21 protein-coding genes are annotated in these 22,103 nt (G+C 64.0%); 9 read left to right on the forward strand and 12 right to left on the reverse strand.

Annotated features, from left to right (window positions below):
• Positions 1–31 precede the first annotated feature (31 nt).
• From rseP to rpsB, 8 genes are all read right to left on the reverse strand, one after another.
• Positions 32–1,396: an RIP metalloprotease RseP gene (rseP, locus tag AADX97_RS07655; protein WP_374233494.1), complete on the reverse strand. Its 1,365-nt coding sequence runs from the start codon at positions 1,394–1,396 to the stop codon at positions 32–34.
• Positions 1,397–1,586: 190 nt separating this feature from the next.
• Positions 1,587–2,774 carry a 1-deoxy-D-xylulose-5-phosphate reductoisomerase gene (ispC, locus tag AADX97_RS07660; RefSeq protein ID WP_374233495.1) on the reverse strand — a complete coding sequence of 396 codons (1,188 nt, stop codon included), beginning with the start codon at positions 2,772–2,774 and terminating at the stop codon, positions 1,587–1,589.
• Positions 2,771–3,625: a phosphatidate cytidylyltransferase gene (locus tag AADX97_RS07665; protein WP_374233496.1), complete on the reverse strand. Its 855-nt coding sequence runs from the start codon at positions 3,623–3,625 to the stop codon at positions 2,771–2,773. The genes ispC and AADX97_RS07665 overlap by 4 nt, the downstream gene beginning before the upstream one ends.
• Entirely contained in the window at positions 3,612–4,373 is a 762-nt protein-coding gene (locus AADX97_RS07670; RefSeq protein ID WP_374233497.1) for an isoprenyl transferase, read from the reverse strand. Before AADX97_RS07670 ends, AADX97_RS07665 begins: the two co-directional genes overlap by 14 nt.
• A 58-nt stretch (positions 4,374–4,431) precedes the next feature.
• Complete coding sequence (gene frr / locus AADX97_RS07675; protein ID WP_374233498.1) at positions 4,432–4,989, reverse strand: ribosome recycling factor; 558 nt, start codon at positions 4,987–4,989, stop codon at positions 4,432–4,434.
• 1 nt (position 4,990) lies between these two features.
• Positions 4,991–5,713, reverse strand: coding sequence for a UMP kinase (pyrH, locus tag AADX97_RS07680; RefSeq protein ID WP_374233499.1), 723 nt, complete (start codon positions 5,711–5,713; stop codon positions 4,991–4,993).
• 112 nt (positions 5,714–5,825) lie between these two features.
• Positions 5,826–6,713, reverse strand: coding sequence for a translation elongation factor Ts (gene tsf / locus AADX97_RS07685; RefSeq protein ID WP_374233500.1), 888 nt, complete (start codon positions 6,711–6,713; stop codon positions 5,826–5,828).
• A 137-nt stretch (positions 6,714–6,850) separates the two neighbouring features.
• On the reverse strand, positions 6,851–7,612 hold the full coding sequence (rpsB, locus tag AADX97_RS07690) for a 30S ribosomal protein S2 (protein WP_374233597.1): 762 nt from the start codon (positions 7,610–7,612) through the stop codon (positions 6,851–6,853).
• A gap of 373 nt (positions 7,613–7,985) precedes the next feature.
• On the opposite strand from rpsB, the gene map reads away from it, so the two are divergent.
• From map to AADX97_RS07705, 3 genes are read left to right on the forward strand one after another with little or no spacing between them, the layout of a single operon-like run.
• On the forward strand, positions 7,986–8,807 hold the full coding sequence (gene map, locus AADX97_RS07695; protein ID WP_374233501.1) for a type I methionyl aminopeptidase: 822 nt from the start codon (positions 7,986–7,988) through the stop codon (positions 8,805–8,807).
• Complete coding sequence (gene glnD, locus AADX97_RS07700; RefSeq protein WP_374233502.1) at positions 8,804–11,464, forward strand: [protein-PII] uridylyltransferase; 2,661 nt, start codon at positions 8,804–8,806, stop codon at positions 11,462–11,464. The genes map and glnD overlap by 4 nt, the downstream gene beginning before the upstream one ends.
• Before the next feature lie 37 nt (positions 11,465–11,501).
• Entirely contained in the window at positions 11,502–12,020 is a 519-nt protein-coding gene (locus AADX97_RS07705; RefSeq protein WP_374238611.1) for a hypothetical protein, read from the forward strand.
• Between the two features lie 27 nt (positions 12,021–12,047).
• Here the strand turns inward: AADX97_RS07705 and AADX97_RS07710 are convergent, their stop codons facing one another.
• On the reverse strand, positions 12,048–12,422 hold the full coding sequence (locus AADX97_RS07710) for a VOC family protein (RefSeq protein WP_374233504.1): 375 nt from the start codon (positions 12,420–12,422) through the stop codon (positions 12,048–12,050).
• 69 nt (positions 12,423–12,491) lie between these two features.
• Here AADX97_RS07710 and dapC point away from each other — a divergent pair, with 69 nt between their 5' ends.
• The 5 genes from dapC (at position 12,492) to AADX97_RS07735 (ending at position 16,880) form a co-directional block, all read left to right on the forward strand.
• Entirely contained in the window at positions 12,492–13,712 is a 1,221-nt protein-coding gene (dapC, locus tag AADX97_RS07715) for a succinyldiaminopimelate transaminase (protein WP_374233505.1), read from the forward strand.
• 98 nt (positions 13,713–13,810) lie between these two features.
• Entirely contained in the window at positions 13,811–14,632 is an 822-nt protein-coding gene (gene dapD / locus AADX97_RS07720) for a 2,3,4,5-tetrahydropyridine-2,6-dicarboxylate N-succinyltransferase (RefSeq protein WP_374233507.1), read from the forward strand.
• 193 nt (positions 14,633–14,825) lie between these two features.
• Complete coding sequence (locus tag AADX97_RS07725; RefSeq protein ID WP_374233508.1) at positions 14,826–15,170, forward strand: ArsC family reductase; 345 nt, start codon at positions 14,826–14,828, stop codon at positions 15,168–15,170.
• 5 nt (positions 15,171–15,175) lie between these two features.
• On the forward strand, positions 15,176–16,309 hold the full coding sequence (dapE, locus tag AADX97_RS07730) for a succinyl-diaminopimelate desuccinylase (RefSeq protein WP_374233510.1): 1,134 nt from the start codon (positions 15,176–15,178) through the stop codon (positions 16,307–16,309).
• 370 nt (positions 16,310–16,679) lie between these two features.
• The gene (locus tag AADX97_RS07735; RefSeq protein WP_374233511.1) at positions 16,680–16,880 is read left to right on the forward strand and encodes a 4-oxalocrotonate tautomerase family protein; all 201 of its coding nucleotides are present in this window, start codon (positions 16,680–16,682) and stop codon (positions 16,878–16,880) included.
• Positions 16,881–17,000: 120 nt separating this feature from the next.
• Here the strand turns inward: AADX97_RS07735 and mtnA are convergent, their stop codons facing one another.
• Positions 17,001–18,068 (reverse strand): S-methyl-5-thioribose-1-phosphate isomerase, encoded by a 1,068-nt coding sequence (gene mtnA, locus AADX97_RS07740; protein WP_374233512.1) that lies wholly within the window; start codon positions 18,066–18,068, stop codon positions 17,001–17,003.
• Positions 18,069–18,136: 68 nt separating this feature from the next.
• On the opposite strand from mtnA, the gene AADX97_RS07745 reads away from it, so the two are divergent.
• On the forward strand, positions 18,137–19,447 hold the full coding sequence (locus AADX97_RS07745; RefSeq protein ID WP_374233513.1) for a TRZ/ATZ family hydrolase: 1,311 nt from the start codon (positions 18,137–18,139) through the stop codon (positions 19,445–19,447).
• A 191-nt stretch (positions 19,448–19,638) separates the two neighbouring features.
• Here AADX97_RS07745 and AADX97_RS07750 read toward each other — a convergent pair whose 3' ends face one another.
• Both AADX97_RS07750 and AADX97_RS07755 read right to left on the reverse strand, forming a co-directional pair.
• Positions 19,639–20,079, reverse strand: a complete 441-nt coding sequence (locus AADX97_RS07750; RefSeq protein WP_374233514.1) for a septal ring lytic transglycosylase RlpA family protein — start codon at positions 20,077–20,079, stop codon at positions 19,639–19,641.
• A 211-nt stretch (positions 20,080–20,290) separates the two neighbouring features.
• Entirely contained in the window at positions 20,291–22,090 is a 1,800-nt protein-coding gene (locus AADX97_RS07755) for a murein L,D-transpeptidase (protein WP_374233515.1), read from the reverse strand.
• Between the last annotated feature and the right edge of the window lie 13 nt (positions 22,091–22,103).

The following is a 22,103-nucleotide window of genomic DNA, read 5'->3' on the forward strand; positions in this document are numbered from 1 at the left end:
CAGGGTCGCAAGTATAAGGGATTCGCCACGCCTAGCCCAATAGCCGAGCGAAATCCAAGTAGAAGGCCAGCGACATGAGGGCGGCCAGGAGAACCAGGCCGATCTTTTGGCCCTGCATCTGTGCCTCCTCGGAGAGCGGACTGCCTTTGACCCACTCGATGAAAAAATACAACAGATGCCCACCGTCGAGTATAGGCACCGGCAGGAGGTTCAGGATGCCGAGGCTGATACTCACGACTGCGAGGAATTTCACGAAAGATTCCAATCCATAGCTCGCGGTTCGCCCGGCTGTCTCGGCGATCGTGATGGGGCCACTGAGATTCTCCACCGATGCCTGGCCGATCAACATGCGCCCGACAACCCGCAACGTCATCACGCTCATCTCGACGGTCTTGGAGACGGCCCGATCGAGTGATTCGACGGGACCATAGCGAACCTCGACGCTGTAGTCGTCCATCAGACCCTCCGGAACCAGCACACCGGCCCCGATCCGACCGATGGTGTTCCCCTCGACCTGCGTCGATCGCGGCGTAATGCTCAATGTAAGGCGCTCGCCGTCGGCGCGCTCGATTTCGACAGCCAAGGTCTTATCCGGGTGCTCCTGTACCAAGCCGACCCAGTCCTGCCAACCTTCGATCGAGCGGCCATCGGCAGATAAGATACGATCGCCGATCTGCAATCCTGAGTCCTCGGCCGCTTCGCCTGGGGCGAGCTCGCCGATCACGGCGGGCAAGGTCGGACGTTTGGGAGAAAGGCCCAGGCGTCCGAGGAGGTCAGGCTCTTCGGCGAGACTCCGTACCGCGTCAGAGGGGATCCAGCGGGTCATCTCGAAACCCGAGGCGTCGCGCACCTGAACAGCCAGCTCTCGCCCGTCGAGCGATTTGCCCACGAACGCGATCACGGCCGTCTCCCAACTTCCCGCCTCGCGGTCGCCGACCCGGATCAGCTCGTCGCCGGACTGAAAACCGGCCGCGGCAGCGATCGATTGGGGCTCGACGACGCCGACAATCGGTCTCAAGCCGGAGTCGCCGGACATAAAGATGGCCCAGTAGGCGAAGATCGCGAAAAGAAAGTTGAACAGAGGGCCGGCGACGACGATCGCGGAGCGCTTCCAAAGCGCTTGGCGGTTGAAGGCAAGATGCGCCTGTGCCGCCGGGACCTCCTCTTCGCGCTCGTCGAGCATCTTGACGTAGCCGCCGAGGGGGATGAGCGCGAGGACATATTCGGTCGCGTCGGGATGACGCTGAACCCGCAGCAAGGGCCGACCGAAACCGATCGAGAAGCGCAGCACCTTCACTCCGAGACGCCTGGCGACCCAAAAGTGCCCGAGCTCGTGGACGGCGATGAGGATCGCAAGGGCGACGACAAAGGAGCCGATCGTAAAGAGAATATCCATTTAAATCGCGTCCGGAGTGGCGAATGAGGAAGGAGTTGCGGGCAACGGCTCCGGCCATCAACGGCGATCGGAGTGACGCGATTTAAGCATTTAATTTTAAATGCTATTTAATCCGCGTCGGCATCGACATCCGTGGGTAGTGCGGGCAACACGTTGTTGCACGACCACTGAATGCCGATCCGGACGCGGTTTAAATCACCCGCGATCGGATCAGGTGTTCGGCGCGCTCGCGTGCACGCCGATCCACGTCCAAGAGGAACGCGAGATCCTGGCCGGCGACGTCCTCGTTCGGAAGGGACCCGAGGGTGTCCTCCACGACGGCGGCAATCCCGGGAAGATCGATCCGTCGGTCGAGAAAGGCGGCGACCGCGATTTCATTGGCCGCGTTCAGGATCGCCGGCGCGGTGCCGCCTTGACACGCAGCCTTGAAGGCCAGCCCGAGGCAGGGGAAGCGTGCAAGATCCGGCTCTTCGAAATTCAGCTGACCGACCTTGAAGAGATCCAGGGGCGCAACGCCGGCATCCAGGCGCACCGGCCAACCGAGCGCGTGGGCGATCGGGGTGCGCATATCAGGATTGCCGAGCTGGGCAAGTACGGAGCCATCCTGGTACTGCACCAAGGAGTGGATCACGCTCTGCGGGTGGACGACCACCTGGATGCGGTCGGTGTCGGTCCCGAACAGCCAACAGGCCTCGATGACCTCCAGGCCCTTGTTCATCATGGTGGCCGAGTCGACCGAGATCTTGCGGCCCATCGCCCAGGTGGGATGTGCACACGCCTGCTCGGGGGTCACGGACGCGAGTTGCTCGATCGGCCACTCGCGCAGCGGACCACCGGAGGCGGTCAACAGGATCCGCTCCACCCCAACCGAGGGCAACCCATCGCAGAAGTTCGGCGGCAAACATTGGAAGATGGCGTTGTGCTCGCTATCGATGGGCAGCAGCTCCGCGCCGCTCTCCTCCACGGCACGCATGAGCAAGGCGCCGGCCACCACCAAGGACTCCTTGTTGGCGAGCAGCAGACGCTTGCCAGCGCGGGCGGCGGCCAGCGTGGGCGGCAGACCCGCCGCACCGACGATCGCCGCCATCACGTAGTCCGTCTCCGGCATGGTCGCGACCTGCTCGAGGCCCTCGACACCCGAGAGGATCTCGGGGCGCCCCGGCATGTCCGAGAGCCGCTCAAGCAAACACCGCGCCGCCTCCTCCTCGACCATCACCGCGATCTGCGGACGGTGGCGCCGGCATTGCTCCGCCATGCGCTCGCTGTCGCGATGCGCGGTCAAGGCGACCGTGCGAAACTGCTCGGGATGACGCGCAACGACATCGAGGGTGCTTACGCCGACCGAGCCGGTCGAGCCAAGGACGGTTACGCCGATCACGTCGTCACTCCAATCAAGGTGATACCCAAGGCAAATACGGGTGCGGCTGCCGTCAGGCTGTCGATTCGGTCGAGCATACCACCGTGGCCCGGCAAGAGATGACTTGAGTCCTTCAGACCGCGGCGACGCTTGAGGAGACTCTCGTAGAGGTCCCCCACGATCGAGATCATGACCGACACGCAGCAAACCAGCAGGATCAGGAGGGTTTCCGTCGCACTTGCCGACAGGATCCACGCGAACGTCAGACCGCAGGCGCCCGCCCCGGCCATCGCCCCGTAGACGCCGACCCGCGTCTTGCCCGGACTCAGCACCGGCGCGAGCTTTGCTCGGCCACCACCCCAGGCACGGCCGACGAAATAGGCCATGGAATCGGCCGTCCACATCAGGAAGAGCAGGAAGAGGACGAACACCGGTCCCGTATTCGGGAGCCCGTGCAGATGGATCAGTGCCGCCCAAGGGCCCACAAGCACAAGGAGACCGGTTGCAAGCAAAGACCACTGCATGCCCTCGACCCTGGGAACCTCGCGCACCCGAGGCAAGACCACCGCCTGACCCGCCCACCAGACGGCACTGAGGCCGAAAAACCAAGGCTGACCCTGCGGCCAGATCCAGAGGATCGCCATCGCGGAGAGGATAGCAATCGAGTAGGTGATGCGCGGGATGGGCCGTGTCAACCCGGCCAAGGTGCACCATTCGACGGCCGCCAGCATCAAGACCCCGGCCACGACGAAGGCGAAGGCAGGCGTCGGCAGCCAAAGGACGGCAGCGATCACGAGCGGCACCAAGGACAGTGCCGTGATGGTCCGACGCTTCAGTGCGCTGGATGCCGGCAAGACGTCAACCCCGCCCATAGGCACTCATCGGGGCCTGCGTCTCGACCTGCTCGCCGGTCCGCCCGAAACGCCTTTGCCGACGCGCATAGTTCTCGAGCGCTCGACCATACGCGGCCGCGTCGAAGTCGGGCCACAGGAGGTCGGTGAAATAGAGCTCGGCATATGCGGACTGCCACAGCACGAAATTGCTCAGACGCTGCTCCCCGCCGGTGCGAATAAAGAAGTCCGGCTCCGGGAGATCGGGGAACGAGAGGCGGCTCGCGAGGGCATCCTCGTCGATCGCATCCGGATCGAGCGCCCCGCTCAGCGCATCCTCCACAAGCCGTCGGGCGGCCGTGGTAATGTCCCAGCGTCCGCCGTAATTGGCTGCCACTTGGAGATTGAGGGATCTGTTGCTTGCGGTCAGTTCTTCGGCCTCGGCGATCCGCCGTTGGAGCTTCTCCGGGAAGGCCCGGCGCTCGCCGATGATGCGCAGCCGAACGTCGTTCTCGTTCAGGCGTCGCACCTCACCGCGCAAGGCGCTCATGAAGAGCTCCATGAGGATGTTGACCTCCGAGCGCGGTCGCTGCCAATTCTCGCTGCTGAAGGCGAAGAGGGTCAGCGTTCCGACGCCGCGTCGGACGCTCTCCTCCACCACGGCGCGGACGCTTTTCACGCCCTCCCGATGACCTGCCGTGCGGGGACGATCGCGCTGCTTGGCCCAGCGGCCGTTGCCGTCCATGATAATGGCGACATGCCGCGGCACGGATGGGTCCGGATCGCTCATTCCGATTGCGGGCGATGCAATATCCACGGTGGTCGTAGTCGGGATCGCCCGCCCCGCCTCAGATCGACATCAAGTCCGCTTCTTTCTCCGCCAGGACCGCATCGACATCTTTAATGTACTGATCGGTCAGCTTCTGAACCAGCTCCTGACCGCGGTGCTCGTCGTCCTCGGAAATCATCTTGTCCTTCACGAGCTCCTTGAGGTCATGGTTGGCGTCGCGGCGAATGTTGCGCACGGCGACCCGCGCCTGCTCGGCCTCGTTGCGGGCGACCTTGATGAGGTCGCGTCGTCGCTCTTCGGTCAGCGCGGGCATGGGAACGCGAATGACGGTCCCCGCAGTGTTGGGGTTGAGCCCGAGATCCGATTGCATGATCGCCTTCTCGACCGCCTGCACCATGTTTCGCTCCCATGGCGTGACGGCAAGCGTTCGCGCGTCCTCCGCGCTCACGTTGGCGACCTGACGGATCGGCATCTCGGAACCGTAGTAGGAGACCATCACATGGTCCAATAGGGAGGGATGCGCCCGGCCGGTTCGGATCTTGGCCAGCTCGTGGCTCAGAGCTTCGACGCTCTTGGCCATACGCTCCGCAGCGTCCTTCTTGATGTCGTCGATCATGTCAGTTCCCGCTCACGACCAACGAGCCGATGTCTTCTCCACGGATCAGCCGTAAGAGCGCGCCGGGCTCGTTGATATTCATTACACGCAGTGGCATGCCATGGTCACGACACAGCACGATCGCCGTTGTGTCCATAACCTGCAGTCCTTCACGAAGCGCACGATCATAACTGATGCGGGGGTAGAAGGTCGCCCCCGGATCGATCATCGGGTCGGCCGAATAGATGCCGTCGACCTTGGTGGCCTTGATCAGCAGATCCGCACCGACCTCGATTGCACGCAGGCTCGCCGCAGAATCCGTCGTGAAAAACGGGTTGCCGGTCCCGGCGGCAAAGACGACGACGCGCCCCTTCTCGAGATGCCGCATGGCGCGTCGCCGGATGTAATCCTCGCAGACCTGATTGATTTTCAGAGCCGACATCACGCGCGCCGCGATACCCAGACGCTCAAGCGCATCCTGCATCGCCAACCCGTTCATGACGGTCGCGAGCATCCCCATCTGGTCGCCGGTAACGCGGTCCATCCCCTTGGCCGCAAGACCCGCTCCGCGGAAGATGTTCCCGCCACCGATGACCAGCGCCACCTGGACACCGACGGCGGCGAGATCGCGGATCTCGCCGGCAAAGCGATCAAGTACCTCCGGATCGATGCCGTAAGCCTCGGAGCCGACCAATGCCTCACCGCTGAGCTTGAGCAGGATGCGTCGATAAAGGGGCGCTGTCATGGCAGGATGACCTCGTCATGGGTTTGAGTCGGGAAAGGCCGCGCGGGATTCGCGCAGCCTTCGGGGCCCAGCGGTCCGGATGGGGCCCGTCGCGGCGATCGAATCGTGCAGGCTAGGTCGACCGAACCTGCGCCATGACCTCCTCGGCGAAGTTCTCGACCTTCTTCTCGATGCCCTCGCCGACTTCGACACGGGCAAAGCGGTGGACCTTCGCACCCGCCTGCTTCAGGAGTTTCTCCACCGAGGTGTCGGGATCCTTCACGAATGGCTGTCCGAGCAGGGTCACCTCTTCAAGATACTTTCGCACGCGCCCGTCGATGATCTTGTCGACGATCGCCTCGGGCTTGCCGCTGTCGAGCGCCTGGGCCTTGAAGATCTCGCGCTCTTTGGCAAGCGTCTCGGGCGGAACCTCGTCGGCCCCGAGACACAGCGGGTTGGTCGCTGCAATGTGCATGGCGATGTCGCGCCCGAGCGCCTCGTCGCCGCCGCTCATCTCGACCACGACGCCGATGCGTACACCGTGACGATAGCTGTAGAGAGTGCCTTCGGCATCGTCGAAGCGCACCAATCGACGCACCTGAACATTCTCGCCGATCTTCGTGATCAGGGCCTCGCGAGCCTGGTCGACGGTGGTCGCCGGGGCGTCGCGCAGGGCTGTTGCCGAGAGCGTCTCCGCGTCGGCCATATCGCCGGCGAGTGCCGTCTCTGCGGTTGACTGCGCAAAGCCGACAAAATTGGTGTCCTTCGCTACGAAATCGGTCTCGCAGTTGATCTCGACCAAGACGCCGCGTTTGCCGTCCTGCGCGGTCTCGATCATGACCACGCCTTCGGCGGCCGTGCGTCCGGATTTCTTCGCGGCCTTCGCCTGACCGGCCTTGCGCATCGCCTCGATCGCCGCTTCGATGTCCCCGTCGGACTCCACCAACGCCTTCTTGCACTCCATCATGCCGGCGCCGGTGCGCTCCCGGAGCTCTTTCACCAATGCCGCTGTAATCGCCATCGTTTGTTTCCTCGGTCCCTCGCGGGACGACTTCGGGTTGTACTTGGGTACGCCCGCACCCGGTTGCTCGGATGCGAACGGAGAAAGTAGACGCGCCCGGATCGGATTCGGATCGCGCCCGGGTCGCCGGAGCCGCTTTACTCGGCCACGGCCTCCGCGACGGCGCGCGGCGCCGAGACGCTCTCGACAGGTGCCTCGATAAAGGAATCACCACGACCGATCATGGCGGCAGCGGTGTTGCGGCCGTCGAGGATCGCATCCGCTGCGCCGCTGATATAGAGGCGCACGGCGCGGATCGCGTCGTCGTTGCCCGGAATCACGTAATCGACCTTGCTCGGATCGTTGTTTGTATCGACCACGCCCACCACCGGGATGCCGAGCTTATTGGCTTCGGTGACGGCGATCTTCTCGTGGCCCACATCGATCACGAACATGGCGTCCGGGAGGCCGTCCATTTCTTTGATCCCGCCGATGCTCTGCTCGAGCTTTGCACGTTCGCGCGCGAGACCCAGTGCTTCCTTCTTGTTGAAGCGCTCGATCGTCCCTTCCGCGAACATCGTCTCGAGCTCCTTGAGGCGCTTGACCGAGTGTCGGATGGTCTTGAAGTTGGTCAGCATGCCGCCGAGCCAGCGATGATTGACGAAGGGCATCCCGCAGCGCATGGCCTCTTCCTGAATCGACTCGCGTGCCGCACGCTTGGTGCCGACGAAGAGGATACGGCCGCCGTTGGCCGTCAGCGAACCCATGAAATTGACGGCCTCTTGATAGAGCGGCAGCGTCTTTTCCAGGTTCACGATATGGATTTTATTGCGTTGCCCAAAGATGAAGGCCCCCATCTTGGGGTTCCAGTAGCGGGTTTGGTGTCCGAAATGGACGCCCGCTTCCAACATCTGGCGCATGGTCACTTCGCTCAAAGTCTTGCTTCCTATGATCTGGGTTGGGCCTCCACGCATCCCAAACGGCAACCTATTTGCGAGGCACCCGGCCGGTTGTGTCGATGCGTGTGCGGACATTTTTCGACGCCCGCGGAGCGGGGCCGGTCTCGATTCGGCGATTCTCAGCCCGGATCGCCCGGGACTTAGGGCAGACTCGGGGCCGGGCTTGGGGCCGATTGCGCGCAGGATCTCGGCAGCTCTTCGGCTCGTCGAAAGCCCGACAGCAACCGATTTGCCGCAGCGCGCCGGGTTTTATACCATAGTGCGTTAATTATGAGCAATTACCTCAAGGTTTTCTGTGAGATCTGGACCTGATGTCGATTCAGCGACGCACGCCATGAGTGTGCCAATCAAGACCCCTGAGGCCATCGCCAAGATGCGCGTGGCGGGACGGCTGGCAGCCGACGTTCTCGACATGATCGCCCCCCACGTCGTCCCCGGCGCCACCACGGACGAGCTCGACCGCATTTGTCACGACTATATAACGCGCGTCCAACGGGCCATCCCGGCGCCCCTGAACTACCGCGGCTTTCCCCGTTCGATCTGCACCTCCGTCAACCATCAGGTCTGCCACGGGATTCCGGGGAACAAGCGCCTGAAGAAAGGCGATATCGTCAACATCGACATCACCGTCATCAAGGATGGCTATCACGGCGATACCAGCAAGATGTTCTTCGTGGGCGAGCCGAGCATCCTGGCCCGTCGTCTCGTCACCGTCACGCAACAGGCCATGCGTCTCGGCATCGCGAAGGTGCGCCCCGGCGCGACCTTGGGAGACATCGGCCACGCGATTCAGCAATTCGTCGAGGCACAAGGGTGCTCGGTCGTCCGCGAATATTGCGGGCACGGGATCGGTCAGGCCTTTCACGAAGAGCCGCAAGTTCTGCACTACGGCAAGGCCGGCGAGGGCTTAGTCCTGAAGGCGGGGATGTGCTTCACCGTCGAGCCAATGGTCAACGCCGGCAAGCGTTTCATCAAGCTGCTCCCGGACGGATGGACGGTCGTCACCAAGGATCGCAGTTTGTCGGCGCAATGGGAGCACACTGTCCTAGTTACCACGCAAGGCCATGAGATCCTGACCTTGCGCGCCGAGGAGCGCGCCGACGAAACCCCCGCCGAAGAGTACAAGGCGGAGCGCAACATCGTCGCCCGCCCATGAGCGCTGCACCGCGCCCCTCGCCGTGGGTGGCCACGGAGGCGACGACCGCCGACAATCCAACGGCACTGATCGCCGATTGGAAGGACCGTCTCAGGGCCGGGCGCGAACGACTCTTCGCGGACTTCGATCGGGGCACACCGGTGGCGAACCTGGTCCTCGGACGCAGTCTTCTCATCGACGACGTCCTGCGCGAGGTCTGGGACTACCACCTCGGCGAAACCGAGGACGCCGCCTTGGTCGCCGTCGGCGGATACGGTCGACGGGAGCTCCAGCCCGCCTCCGACATCGACATCCTAGTCATCGTCGAAGCCAATGCCGACGCGCATCTTGCAGCGCCCCTGGAAGGGCTCGTGACCTGTCTGTGGGACATCGGCCTAGAGGTCGGGCACAGCGTGCGAACCTCCGAGGAGTGTGCACGCGAGGCCGCGGACGACGTGACCGTCATGACGAACATGATGGAGGCGCGCCTGATTCGCGGCAGCAGCGCGCTGTGCCATCGGATGCGCGAGGTCGTCAGCCCCGAGCGGATGTGGGACAGCGAGCAATTCTTCGCCGCCAAGACCCGGGAGCAACGCACGCGTTGGCAGAAATACGGCGGCACCGCCTACAACCTCGAGCCCAACATCAAGGAGAACCCGGGCGGCTTGCGCGATATCCAGATGATCGGCTGGGTCGCCAAGCGCCACTTCAACGCAGAGACCTTGCATGAGCTGGTGGGTCACGGTTTCTTGACCGAATCCGAATACGGCACGCTGATCGACGGGCAAACACTGCTGTGGCGAATCCGCTTCGCGCTGCACCGCATCGCCGGGCGGCGCGAGGACCGCCTCCTGTTCGAGTATCAGCGGACCCTCGCCACCCAGTTCGGCTTCGAAGACGGGGCGAACAACCTCGCCGTCGAGCAGTTGATGCAGCAATACTATCGCACCGTCCAGGAGCTCAATCGGCTCAACGAGATGCTGCTTCAGTTGTTTCGCGAGGCGATTCTCCTGCATGACGACATCGGCCCCCCGGTACCGGTCAACAAGCGCTTCCAGTCTCGCAGCGGCTATCTCGAGGTAACCTCGGCGAGTGTTTTTCAGCGCTATCCGATCGCCCTCCTCGAGATCTTTCATGTCCTGCAGGTCCACACGCAGCTCGAAGGCGTACGTGCCAGTACCATCCGGCTGATCCGCGAGAACCGCCACCGCATCGACGATGACTTCCGAGCCGATCTACGCGCGCGCAGTCTCTTCATGGAGATCCTGCGTCACCCCGGCGGGCTCACCCATGCGATTCGACGCATGAACCGTTACGGCGTGCTGGCCGCCTACATCCCGGCGTTCGCCAACATCGTCGGACGTATGCAGTACGATCTGCTGCACGTCTACACGGTCGACGAGCACACGCTGTCGCTTCTGCGCAATCTGCGCCGCTTCACCGTCACCAAGCACGACGACGAGTTCCCGCTCTGCAGCGCGATCGCCAGGCGTATCCCCAAGCTTGAGCTCCTGTATCTCGCGGGTCTCTTTCACGACATCGCGAAGGGGCGCGGCGGAGACCATTCGCTGCTCGGCGCCGACGACGCCCGCACCTTCTGTCGGCTCCACGGTCTGCCCGAGTTCGACAGTCGGCTCGTCGGCTGGCTGGTGGAGAAACATCTGCTGATGTCGATGACGGCGCAACGCAAAGACATCAGCGATCCGGAGGTGATCCAGTCCTTCGCCGCCATCGTCGGCGACCCGACTCGCTTGGATTATCTTTATCTGTTGACGGTGGCGGATGCCCGAGCGACCAATCCCGAGCGTTGGAACAGTTGGAAAGACGCCCTGCTGCGCGAGCTGTATCACGGAACACGCCGCGCGCTGCTGCGCGGTCTCGAGAACCCCCAAGCCCAGGACGAGCTGATTCAGCAGAAGCAGACCGAGGCTCGGCGTCTGGTCGCGCGCTACGGCGGGGATCCCGCCGCCTGCAATCGGCTCTGGAACAGATTCAGCCTGGATCTATTCCTGCACAACTCCCCGGACGAGATCGCCTGGCAGACACGCCAGATCCTTGCGTGCGAGCCCGATCAACTGCCGCTCGTGGTCATTCGCCCGGTCACGGCGCGCGGGGGGACCGAGATCTTCATCTACACCGCCGACCGCGCAAACCTCTTCGGACGCATCACGGCGCTGCTGGATCAGGTCGGCCTCAGCATCATGGATGCTCGCATCATGACCACAGACGGCGGAATGGCGGTCAACACCTACCAGGTGTTGGACCAGGACGGCAGCCCGATCCACGACACCTTGAGGATGGAAGAGATTCGATCCTGCTTGGTTGCGGATCTCGCCGAGGATGCCGGGGAGGAGATCCAAGTTGCACGCTCCATGCCGAGACGCCATCGGTATTTTCCCACGGAGACGCGGGTGACCTTTTCCACCGACGAGCCAAACCGCCGCACCATCATGCGGCTCGCCACCCTGGATCGCCCCGGCCTGCTCGCGGAAGTCGGCGCGGTCTTCCAGGATTGCGGCATCCGCCTACAGAACGCCAAGATCGCGACGGTCGGTGCCGAGGTCGACGATGTCTTCTTCATCACCAACGGCGACGAAACCCCCATCACCTGCGAGACCGCCCTGTCCTGCCTGCGACGCGAGATCCACGATCGGCTGGAAGGCCATGGGACGCGCTGAGCCTCGCGATCGCGTCGGACTCGGCAGACCGACACACTTGAAGGCTCGCTTGAAGTGCGTGCGACTCGGCGCCGCTGTGCTGCTCGTCGGACTCCTGTCGATCCCCGCCGCCACCGCAGCCGACGAGAGCCTCGTCCTGCCCATCCAGCCGGTCAGCCAGACCTTCGGCGACCCGATTTCGGGGATCACGCCGACACCTTGGCTCGACGAGGTTCGCGCCCAACGACAGGCGTGGGAGGCCAGGCGGGAGGCGACGCGCAATGCCTACGAGGCGCGCCGGCGTGCCAACAATCCGAGGGCCGCCGCTCAGCAGGAGGCGTGGGAGGAGGATGTACGCCGTCGACGTGCCGACCGTCTCGAATTCATGGATCAGGAGCGCGAGCTCTTTCGCAGTCTCGGACCCGCTCAGCTTCCGCCGCCTTGGCCGTGGGTTACCGGGATGCCCACACTACCGGAGACCGGCAGCGGCGCGACGTCGCCCGACACCCCGGCCGACGAGCCGTCGATCTTTGCGCCGCCCGGCTGGGACAACCACTGGTATTTCAGGGGATTCTAAGGTCGCTCGGGGAGATGGCTCGGCGCCTCACCCGGTCTCGATCAACTCGAGCGCGTTGCCGTCCGGATCGCGACAGAATAGCGCCCGTCGCCCCGAGCGACTGAGGGTATAAGCGAGGCCGGCGGACTTGAGCCGCGCGGTCATTTCGTCCAAGCCGCTCACCCGCATCGCGAGATGTCGGTCCCGGCCGCCGTGCTCGGGACGGCCCGCCACCGGATCCGGGTTCGGCAGCTCGAGCAGGTGGATCTGCTGATCGCCCACCCAAAGCCAGGCCCCGGGGAAGGACAGATCCGGACGTTCCCGATCAAGCTCAAGACCAAGAATCCCGTGATAGAAGTCGAGCGCCCGCGCGGCATCGGCGACGATCAGACTGACGTGATGGATGGAGTGAATCAGCGGCATCGGATCCCCCTCGGCATGGAGCCGGCTTGGACGTTCGCCTATACTATACCGCCAACTCAGGATGACCCGATGAACTCGGATCTCGGGCGCTTGCAGCCCTACCCTTTCGAACGACTCGCCGCGCTGAAGCACGGGCTGGTTCCGCCGGCCGATCGCCACCACATCGCGCTTTCCATCGGGGAGCCGAAACATCCGACCCCGGCGCTCGTCACGGATGCGCTGATCGCGCACCTGCATCAGCTCGCCGTCTATCCGACGACGCGCGGCACCCCGGCCCTGCGCGAGACGATCGCGGCCTGGCTCTCGAAGCGATTCGAGCTCGGGACGGCCGGCTCGACGGGGCCGGGCAGACTCGGTATCGACCCGGCAACGCAGATCCTGCCGGTGAACGGCACCCGCGAGGCTCTCTTCGCCTTCGCGCAAGCCGTGATCGATCAATCGCAGGACGCGCTGGTCTTGATGCCCAACCCCTTTTACCAGATCTATGAGGGTGCGGCATTCCTCGCCGGCGCACAGCCGCGCTATCTCGCCTGCGAGGCGGCGAATGGCTTCGTCCCGGATTTCGAAGCGGTTGACGATGCGACCTGGCGGTCTTGCCGGTTGCTGTACATTTGCTCGCCCGGCAATCCGACCGGCGCCCTGCTCGATCAGGCGACCTATGCACGTCTCATCGAGCTCGCGCACCGGCACGACTTCGTCATCGCCTCGGATGAATGCTACTCCGAGCTCTATCTGGACGAATCCGACCCGCCGCTCGGGTTGCTCCAGGTCTCGGCCGCTATCGGCAACACCGCATTCAGTCGCTGCATCGTCTTCCATAGCCTCTCGAAGCGCTCCAACGCACCGGGTCTACGCTCGGGATTCGTTGCGGGCGATGCGGAGCTGATCCGCGGCTTCTTCGCCTACCGCACCTATCACGGCTGCGCCATGCCCCTGCCCCATCAACATGCCAGCATCGCGGCATGGAGCGACGAGGCCCATGTGCAAGAGAACCGCCGACTCTATCGCGAGAAGCTCGGCGCGGTCCTGGAGATCCTCGGGGACGCGCTTGGCCTAGCGCCGCCGAAGGCCGGCTTCTACCTTTGGCCACAGACACCGATCCCGGACACCGACTTCGCCGCACGCCTCTTCGCCGAGGAGAACCTGACGGTCCTGCCGGGCCGTTACCTCTCCCGTGTCGTCGACGGGGCCGACCCGGGGAGGAACCGCATCCGGCTTGCCCTGGTCCCGCCGCTGGACGAGTGCGTGGATGCCGCGTATCGGATTCGACGCTGCCTGGAGCGGCTCTGACGGCATCGTCTTCAATTTGAGCCTTTCGCGCCTTTGCGATTCACATTCACGAGACCTGCGTTTGCCGAGGTCTTCAACACGACAACAGAGAACACCCCATGAGCGACCAGCAATCCATCATTGAAGAGGCCTTCGAGCGACGCGCCGAGATCACCCCGCGCACGGTCGAGACCCGCGTGCGCGATGCCGTGCAGGACACCATCGAGCGGCTCGACCGCGGGGAGCTGCGGGTCGCCGAGAAGCGCGACGGCGACTGGGTCGTCCACGAATGGCTCAAGAAGGCGGTCCTGCTGTCGTTCCGGATCGAAGACAACAGCTTCATCAAGGGCGGTTTCACCAACTATTACGACAAGGTCGCCTCCAAGTTTGCCGACACCAACTCACGCGAGTTCCGCGACGGCGGGGTTCGGGTCGTGCCGCCGGCGACCGCGCGCAAAGGCGCCTACATCGCATCGAGCTGCGTGCTCATGCCCTCCTACGTCAACATCGGCGCCTATGTCGACTCGGGCACCATGGTCGACACCTGGGCGACCGTCGGCTCCTGTGCGCAGATCGGCAAGAACGTCCATCTCTCCGGCGGTGTCGGGATCGGCGGCGTACTCGAGCCGGTGCAGGCCGCACCGACCATCATCGAAGACAACTGCTTCATCGGTGCACGCTCCGAGGTCGTCGAAGGCGTGATCGTCGGCGAGGGTGCCGTGCTGTCGATGGGCGTCTACATCGGTCAAAGCACCAAGATCTACAACCGCGAGACCGGGGAGATCCTCTACGGCCGCGTCCCGCCCGGCGCCGTGGTCGTCCCCGGCAGTCTCCCGGCCAAGGACGGAAGTCACAGCCTCTATTGCGCGGTCATCATCAAACAGGTCGACGAGAAGACCCGCGGAAAGGTCGGTCTCAACGAGCTGCTTCGGGATATCTAAACCGCGTCCAGAGCGAGATGCGTCGTTTTCATTGTTCGTTTAGCTTCGGAGATATCCTTGATCCCAGTGAGACGCGGTTTAGAATTTAAGATGTTTAATCCTTTAAACCGCGCCGGCTCCGACAGTCGTCGGAGCCGGCGCGGCCAAGCCATCCACCAAATGACGCATACCGCACCGGGCGCGGTTTAAAGACGTGGTCGAGCTCTACGGGATTCCCAACTGCGACACCATGAAGAAGGCCCGCGTCTGGCTGGACGCGCATGGCGTCGACTATCGGTTCCACGATTACAAACGCGAAGGGATCGACGAGACCCGCTTGCGCAGCTGGGTCGAGGAGCTAGGCTGGGAGACGCTCGTGAACCGTCGGGGCACGATCTGGCGCAAGCTGCCCGAGGACGTGCGCGAGGGTATGGATACAGAGGCCGCGATCCGGGTCATGCGGGAGACCCCGTCGATCATTCGTCGACCCTTGCTCGACACGGGCGAAGTTCGACACGCGGGTTTCTCGGAAACCGATTACGAGAGGCTACTCGGCTGATGTCGATGTCCCCGACACTGAAGCTGGCGGGCGAGCTGATCCGCCGCCCTTCCGTCACACCCGACGACGCGGGCTGCCAGGCCCTCATGGCCGAGCGGCTGGCCGCGATCGGTTTTCGGATCGAGGAGATGCCTTTCGGGGAGGTCGCCAACCTTTGGGCCAGACGCGGCGATGACGGCCCGCTCTTTTGCTTCGCCGGTCACACGGACGTGGTTCCGACCGGCCCGATCGAGCAGTGGACCTCGGCCCCCTTCGAGCCGACCATCCGCGACGGCCGTCTGTTCGGGCGCGGCGCCTGCGACATGAAGGGCTCGCTCGCGGCCATGATCACCGCAGTGGAAGCGTTCGTCGGCGATCATCCGGACCATCGCGGATCCATCGCCTTCCTCATCACAAGCGACGAGGAAGGGCCGTCCGTGGACGGGACCCGCCGTGTCGTGGAGCGTTTGGAGCAGCGCGGCGAGAAGATCGACTATGCCTTGGTCGGCGAACCCTCGGCGCGCGAGCGCCTCGGCGACACCATCAAGAACGGTCGACGCGGGAGTCTGAACGGCGTCCTGCGGGTGCAGGGCAAACAAGGCCACGTCGCCTATCCGCACCTGGCCAAGAACCCTTTCCACGCCTGCGTCGACACCTTGGCCGCACTCTGCGCCGAGGTCTGGGATCAGGGCAACGATCACTTCCCGCCCACCAGCTTTCAGATCGCCAACCTGAACATGGGAACGGGCGCGGAGAACGTGATCCCGGGGCAGCTCGAGGCCCAGTTCAACCTCCGCTTCTCCACCGAGTTGGACCCGGAAACCATCCAGGCGCGCGTGCGCTCGATCCTCGACGCCGGTGATTTCGACTACGCGCTTGAGTGGCGGCTCTCGGGAAACCCCTTCCTGACACCGGCCGGCGAGCTGGTTGCCGCCAGCCGCGCGTCGATCGCCGCGGTCACCGGCATCCAGACCCAGCTCTCGACGAGCGGCGGCACCTCCGACGGGCGCTTCATCGGACCCACCGGCGCTCAGGTTGTCGAGCTGGGGCCGGTCAACACCACCATCCATCAGGTCAACGAATGCGTCGGAGTCGCGGAGCTCGACGAGCTCTCCGGCATCTACGGCGGCATCCTCGAACGTCTCTTGGCTCCGGAGTGAACCGCGTCCGGAGTGTCATGAAGTCTTTCGGGTAGGCGGCATCGCAGAGGTCGGCAATCCGGACTTAGTGACGATTCAGAAACAAGGTGAACGCCTAGATGAACGCGTAGGATGGGTAGAGCGTCAGCGAAACCCATCCTCCAAACCGCCGCGTTGCCGGGTTTCGGTCTGATGCGCTTGGCGCGGGCTGGATGGGTTTCGCTTCGCTCTACCCATCCTACGTGTTTCGGTTGTTTTAGAATCGTTCCTTATACACTCACTGCTGCAATCAGCGACGTGAGCGGGTTTATGTGCAGCCCCGGCCATCCCCGGTCACGTCGTTTTGTTTTTCGCTGTTTCCTTATCCCGCTCGGATCAACCGGAGACCGACATGCCCTACGTCAACATCAAGATCACCCGCGAGGGTGCGACCGCGGAGCAGAAGGCGGCACTCATCAAGGGCGTCACACAGCTGCTGGTCGACGTGCTCGGCAAGAATCCGCAGACGACGATGGTCGTCATCGACGAGGTGGAGACCGACAACTGGGGTATCGGCGGGGAGAGCGTGACGCTGCGCCGCAGCCGAGAGTAAGGGTCAGGGAGCGGCCGGAAGAATCCGACCGTCCCGTCTAAACCGCGTCACCTCCGACGCTCAAGGATCAGGCCGAGGCTGGTCCAATCCCAAAACGACGCATATCGCTCCGGACGCGGTTTAGAGCCCGAAGCCACCCATCAAGGCCCGGATCTTCTCCTTGGTCGGGTGAAGCACCACGCCGCGCTCGGTCACGAGGGCATCGACCAGCTCCGCCGGTGTGACGTCGAAGACGGGGTTACGGGCGATACACCCGGCGGGTGCAAGACGCCGCTCGCCGCAGCTCAGCAGCTCTTCCGGATCGCGCTCCTCGATCGGAATCTCCTTGCCGCGGGCGACCTCCATGTCGATGGTGGACGTGGGTGCCGCGACCATGAATTTGACGCCGTGATGTTTCGCGAGGATCGCTAGGCCGTAGGTCCCGATCTTGTTGGCAACATCCCCGTTGGCCGCAATCCGATCCGATCCGACGATCACCCAGCCAACCGAGCCGCCGGCCATCAGGCTTGCCGCCGCTCCGTCCGCCTGCAGGGTCACCGGAATGTCGTCGTGCATCAGCTCCCAGGCGGTGAGTCGTGCCCCTTGCATCCAGGGGCGCGTCTCGTCGGCGAAGACACGCCCGACCTTGCCCGCCGCGTAGGCGCTGCGGATGACGCCGAGCGCCGTGCCGTAGCCGCCGGTGGCGATCGCTCCGGCGTTGCAATGGGTGATGATGTCGGTCGGACCCTCGATCAGCGCCGCGCCAAGGTCGCCGATTACGTGATTGGCCGCACGGTCTTCGGCATGGATGGCCAGCGCCTCGTCCACCAAGGCCGGGAAGGGATCGCGTTCATCCAGACGCGCGATCAAGCGGCGCATCCGATCGATCGCCCAGAAGAGGTTGACGGCGGTCGGCCGCGAAGCGGCCAGGCAAGCGAGGTCGGATTCGATCGCCATCTTCCAATCCGCACCGACGGCTGCGTAGGCGTCCCGCCCCGCCAACGCAACCCCGTAGGCCGCGGCGACACCGATGGCCGGCGCACCGCGCACCACCATGGCACGGATCGCATCGGCCACCGCTCCCGCATCCGTCAGACGCAAAAACTCCGCGCGGTCGGGCAGCAGACGCTGATCCGCGAGATAGAGGGCACCCTCGTGCCAAAGTGCCGCGTCGTCCGGGGTCGGCACGGTCGGGGTCGTTGTTTTCATCGGGGGCTCCTTGTGGCATGTTCTCGCCATTGTCGCCCATCCCCCGCCCCGACTGAAAGGACCGACCGATGCAAGCCGAGCTTCTGATCCATGCCCAGTGGGTATTACCCGTCGATCCCCGGGATCGCCAGCTCAACGATCATGCGGTTGCGATCGCGGACGGGCGTATCCTCGCCGTGCTGCCGTCCGAAGAGGCGCGGAGCAGTATCGATGCCCAGCGGGTGATCGATCTGCCGGGTCATCTGCTCATCCCGGGCCTGATCAATGCTCACACCCACGCCGCCATGGTGCTGATGCGGGGGCTGGCCGACGACCTGCCCCTGATGACCTGGCTGCACGAGCATATCTGGCCGGCCGAGCAGCGTTGGGTGGATCCCGCGTTCGTCGCCGACGGGACCCGGCTGGCCGTACTCGAGATGCTGCGCGGCGGGATCACCTGCTACAACGACATGTATTTCCATCCGGAGGTCACGGCACAGGTGACCGCCGAGGCCGGGATGCGTGCACTGATCGGGATGATCGTGGTGGATTTCCCAACCGGCTATGCCGCAAGTGCCGACGAATACATCACCAAGGGGCTCGCCCTGCACGAGCATTATCGGGACCATCCGTTGATCCGGGTCGCCTTTGCGCCACATTCGCCCTACGCGGTATCCGACGCTCCGCTGCAACGGGTGCGCGCGCTTGCCGACGAGTTGGAGGTTCCGGTCCATATCCATCTCCACGAGACACACGACGAGATCCTCCAGTCGCTGCGTGATCATGGCGAGCGACCCCTGTCGCGGCTGAATCGGCTCGGGTTGCTCGGCCCCGGACTGGCGTGCGTACACATGACCCAGCTCGAGGAGGACGAGATCGCGCTTCTGGCCAACACGGGTGCCCATGTGGTGCATTGCCCGGAGTCGAATCTGAAGCTCGCGAGCGGGTTCTGCCCGGTCGTAAAGCTCTTGGATGCAGGCGTCAACGTCGCGATCGGCACCGACGGGGCGGCGAGCAACAACGATCTGAACATGCTCGGGGAGATGCGCACGGCTGCCCTGCTCGGCAAGGGCGTGGCAGGCTCCGCCTCCGCGCTGCCGGCCGCAACGGCCTTGCGGATGGCGACCATCAACGGTGCCAGAGCGCTGGGATTGGACGACGAGCTTGGCTCGCTTGAGCCCGGCAAATCAGCCGACTTGGTCGCGCTCGATCTGCGGGACTCCCACACCCAGCCCCTCTATCACCCGGTCTCGCAACTGGTCTACGCGGCGAGTCAGCAACAGGTGCGTCAGGTCTGGGTGCGGGGTCGCCACTTGATCCGCGACGGCCTGCCCACCGGGCTCGACAACGCTCGGATCATTGCGGCCGCACAGACTTGGGGGAAGCGCCTCGGGCGCTAAACCATATCCGGTAGGACATGGATATGGATATGGATCCGTCTCGAGCGGCCAACGCCCTCAACCAATCAATCAGGCGGGCGTCGCAACACAAACAATCCAAGTGCGGACGCCGGTAGGGGGCGACTTCAGTCGCCCCCACCTCGTGTCGTCATTGCTCTCCTTTATTCGCCTAAGCATCGGGCAGCCGCGGTTTAGAAGAGATCCATGATGACCCGTTGGGCCTCGGCGAGCGCGATCGTCTCGCCGGTGGACCATGAGGGGCTACCCGCATCGACGACCTCGAGTCGGACCGGGGCAACGCCTCGACCCAACATCCCAATTTCACGGGCCGCCGCCTTCGAGAGGTCGATGGTACGGCCACGCGAGAACGGGCCCCGATCGTTGATGACGACATCGACGGAACGTCCGTTCGCCTTGTTCGTCACCGTCACACGCGTACCGAACTCCAGTGTCCGATGTGCCGCGGTCAGTGCATCCATGTCGAACCGGGCACCGCTGGCGGTGCGCCGGCCATCGAAACGGTCTCCGTAGTAAGAAGCCACACCATCCGTGATATTGGCCTGAAGGGTTGCCGTAGGAAGAAACGCCAACAGTGCGAGCGCTGGGGTCAACCAGATGTTCTGTCGAATCAAAACAGAGTTCTCCGTTCGTAACGATTGGTGTTTTGGCCGAGATTCGCATGCCTTCCGAATCGCGACGAAGCCGGATTCTAACGGCAGAGGGGATTTGAATCTACCCCCGAACGGACACGAAACGCCAAGAACGCCCCTCGCGGAAGAGGCGCGCGAGGCCAGGTCGCCATAATCGGCGATCGTTAGAACGGCAGACCTATGGGGTTCGACATCAGAGCCGGCCCGCCGGACTCGCCTCGGAGCGATCGACGGTCGAGACCTCTGGTTCGGCCCCATTGGTTGTAGACGTGCCCTCGCCGTCGGGGGTGTCCGCGGAATCCCGCCGAGTGAGGCGAACCGATGTGCTCGGGTCGGGGGGATCCGGAGGATCGGCGCCCGGTGCCTGCTCGGGCTGCTCCAGGTGGCGGCTCGGCTCCGGCGTGGGGGGCTCGGGGAAGGCGATCCGCGTGCGCAACACCGGACCCGAAAAGGCGGCACGCAAGGCCTCGTCACGGCCGTAAATATCCTGCCGAAAGCCGACCTTGCCGTCCCCGTCGGCAAAGGCCGTCAAATAGTAGAGCAGCACCGGCAGGGTGTCCGGGAGATCGACATAACGCGTCCGTCCGCGCTCGACCACACTCTCGATCCCCGACCGATCCCAGTTGGGCCGGTCGAGAATCGCCTCCGCCAGAGCCAACGGGTCTTGCACCCTGACGCAGCCGTTGCTCAGGGCGCGCGCTTGGCGCCCAAACGCAGCCTTTCCTGGCGTGTCGTGGAGATAGATTGCATGGCGGTTCGGAAACATGAACTTGACGCGGCCGAGTGCGTTCTTCGGACCCGGCGCCTGGACAAGCCGATAACGCGTGTAATCGCCGGCATTCCCGCTGCCGACCTGCTTCCCGGTTCGTCGATCGACCAACCGATAGTCGCCGGAGACCCTGCCCATCTTCTTCTGGATCGACACGGGCACCGTCCAAGTTGGATTGAAGACCAGGTGGTCCATGGTGTCGCGAAACATCGGAGTTTGGGTCTCGGGCGTTCCGACGATGACGCGCGTCGACCACACGAAGCTCCCGCCGCGCGCAAGGTGAACCTTGAACGCGGACACATCCACGAAAACGTAATCTTCCGGCAGGTCCTGATAGAGCCAGCGCATCCGCTCCAGATTGATCCGGATCTGTTCGGCCTTCGTCTCATCGCCGTGCCCGTTGAGCGCAGCGAGGGTCGAGGGACCCACGACGCCGTCGGCCGTAAGCCCTGATCGCTGCTGAAAAGACAGCACGGCCTCGTGGAGTGCCGTATCGAAGAGATCGGCATCGGATGCCTCCGAGACCGCCGCACCATCAATACGCGCGAGACGCTCACGCAGCATCGCGACGCGCGGATGCCGGCTTCCTTTGGCCAAATTCGACCCGGCCGGCAGGGGAGGCAGTCCCACAAGTGAGGTCTGAGCGGTGTCGCGCTGCAGCGCCATCTTCAGGTCCTCATACCAAAACGGGTGCGAGATACGCCCGCGCAGGCTGCCTGCGAGATCATCGCCGTCGAGCGCCCGAGTCATGTCGGCCAGGATGACCTCGCTGGGCACCGGAGATCGGTCGTGCCATTTCGAATCGACAGCGACCGGATCGAGCTTGCCGTACCGATGATGGTGAACGTAGCGCGCCAAGGCATCGCTGAGGACGAAATCGGCTGAAATCCGCGCGTTGCCGGTCAGGGATTCGAGCGCACCCGGCGCCGCGAGTCGATGTAGATGCTCGGCATGGAAATCCTCGGGTCGGAAGCCCTCGGACACGCTGCGCTGCACAAGGTCCAAGAGACCCGAAATCAGCGCGGGTTCAGCCCAGACCAAGACATCGCCGCGCTGCGCGTAGAGCTCTGACAGCAGACGTCCGGACAAGAGCGGCACGCTATCGACGGCGACGGTTCTCGCATCCCGGATCGAATCAAGCGTCGGGCGCAGCAATCCATCCGTGGACGCCGGTGCCGAGACGACCACCGAGAACAAAAACAGACCGACCAAACGGAAACGCATACCGATTATCCCT

The organism is Thiocapsa sp. C2-2m (assembly GCF_041903745.1).
Classification (GTDB): Bacteria; Pseudomonadota; Gammaproteobacteria; order Chromatiales; family Chromatiaceae; genus Thiocapsa; species Thiocapsa roseilacustris.

Excerpts from the sequence above, each read along its gene's own strand:
- rseP (WP_374233494.1), bottom strand. The coding sequence starts at position 1,396 with ATGGATATTCTCTTTACGATCGGCTCCTTTGTCGTCGCCCTTGCGATC.
- AADX97_RS07665 (WP_374233496.1), bottom strand. The coding sequence starts at position 3,625 with ATGGGCGGGGTTGACGTCTTGCCGGCATCCAGCGCACTGAAGCGTCGG.
- AADX97_RS07670 (WP_374233497.1), bottom strand. The coding sequence starts at position 4,373 with ATGAGCGATCCGGACCCATCCGTGCCGCGGCATGTCGCCATTATCATG.
- frr (WP_374233498.1), bottom strand. The coding sequence starts at position 4,989 with ATGATCGACGACATCAAGAAGGACGCTGCGGAGCGTATGGCCAAGAGC.
- pyrH (WP_374233499.1), bottom strand. The coding sequence starts at position 5,713 with ATGACAGCGCCCCTTTATCGACGCATCCTGCTCAAGCTCAGCGGTGAG.
- tsf (WP_374233500.1), bottom strand. The coding sequence starts at position 6,713 with ATGGCGATTACAGCGGCATTGGTGAAAGAGCTCCGGGAGCGCACCGGC.
- rpsB (WP_374233597.1), bottom strand. The coding sequence starts at position 7,612 with ATGCGCCAGATGTTGGAAGCGGGCGTCCATTTCGGACACCAAACCCGC.
- map (WP_374233501.1), top strand. The coding sequence starts at position 7,986 with ATGAGTGTGCCAATCAAGACCCCTGAGGCCATCGCCAAGATGCGCGTG.
- glnD (WP_374233502.1), top strand. The coding sequence starts at position 8,804 with ATGAGCGCTGCACCGCGCCCCTCGCCGTGGGTGGCCACGGAGGCGACG.
- AADX97_RS07710 (WP_374233504.1), bottom strand. The coding sequence starts at position 12,422 with ATGCCGCTGATTCACTCCATCCATCACGTCAGTCTGATCGTCGCCGAT.
- dapC (WP_374233505.1), top strand. The coding sequence starts at position 12,492 with ATGAACTCGGATCTCGGGCGCTTGCAGCCCTACCCTTTCGAACGACTC.
- dapD (WP_374233507.1), top strand. The coding sequence starts at position 13,811 with ATGAGCGACCAGCAATCCATCATTGAAGAGGCCTTCGAGCGACGCGCC.
- dapE (WP_374233510.1), top strand. The coding sequence starts at position 15,176 with ATGTCCCCGACACTGAAGCTGGCGGGCGAGCTGATCCGCCGCCCTTCC.
- AADX97_RS07735 (WP_374233511.1), top strand. The coding sequence starts at position 16,680 with ATGCCCTACGTCAACATCAAGATCACCCGCGAGGGTGCGACCGCGGAG.
- mtnA (WP_374233512.1), bottom strand. The coding sequence starts at position 18,068 with ATGAAAACAACGACCCCGACCGTGCCGACCCCGGACGACGCGGCACTT.
- AADX97_RS07745 (WP_374233513.1), top strand. The coding sequence starts at position 18,137 with ATGCAAGCCGAGCTTCTGATCCATGCCCAGTGGGTATTACCCGTCGAT.
- AADX97_RS07755 (WP_374233515.1), bottom strand. The coding sequence starts at position 22,090 with ATGCGTTTCCGTTTGGTCGGTCTGTTTTTGTTCTCGGTGGTCGTCTCG.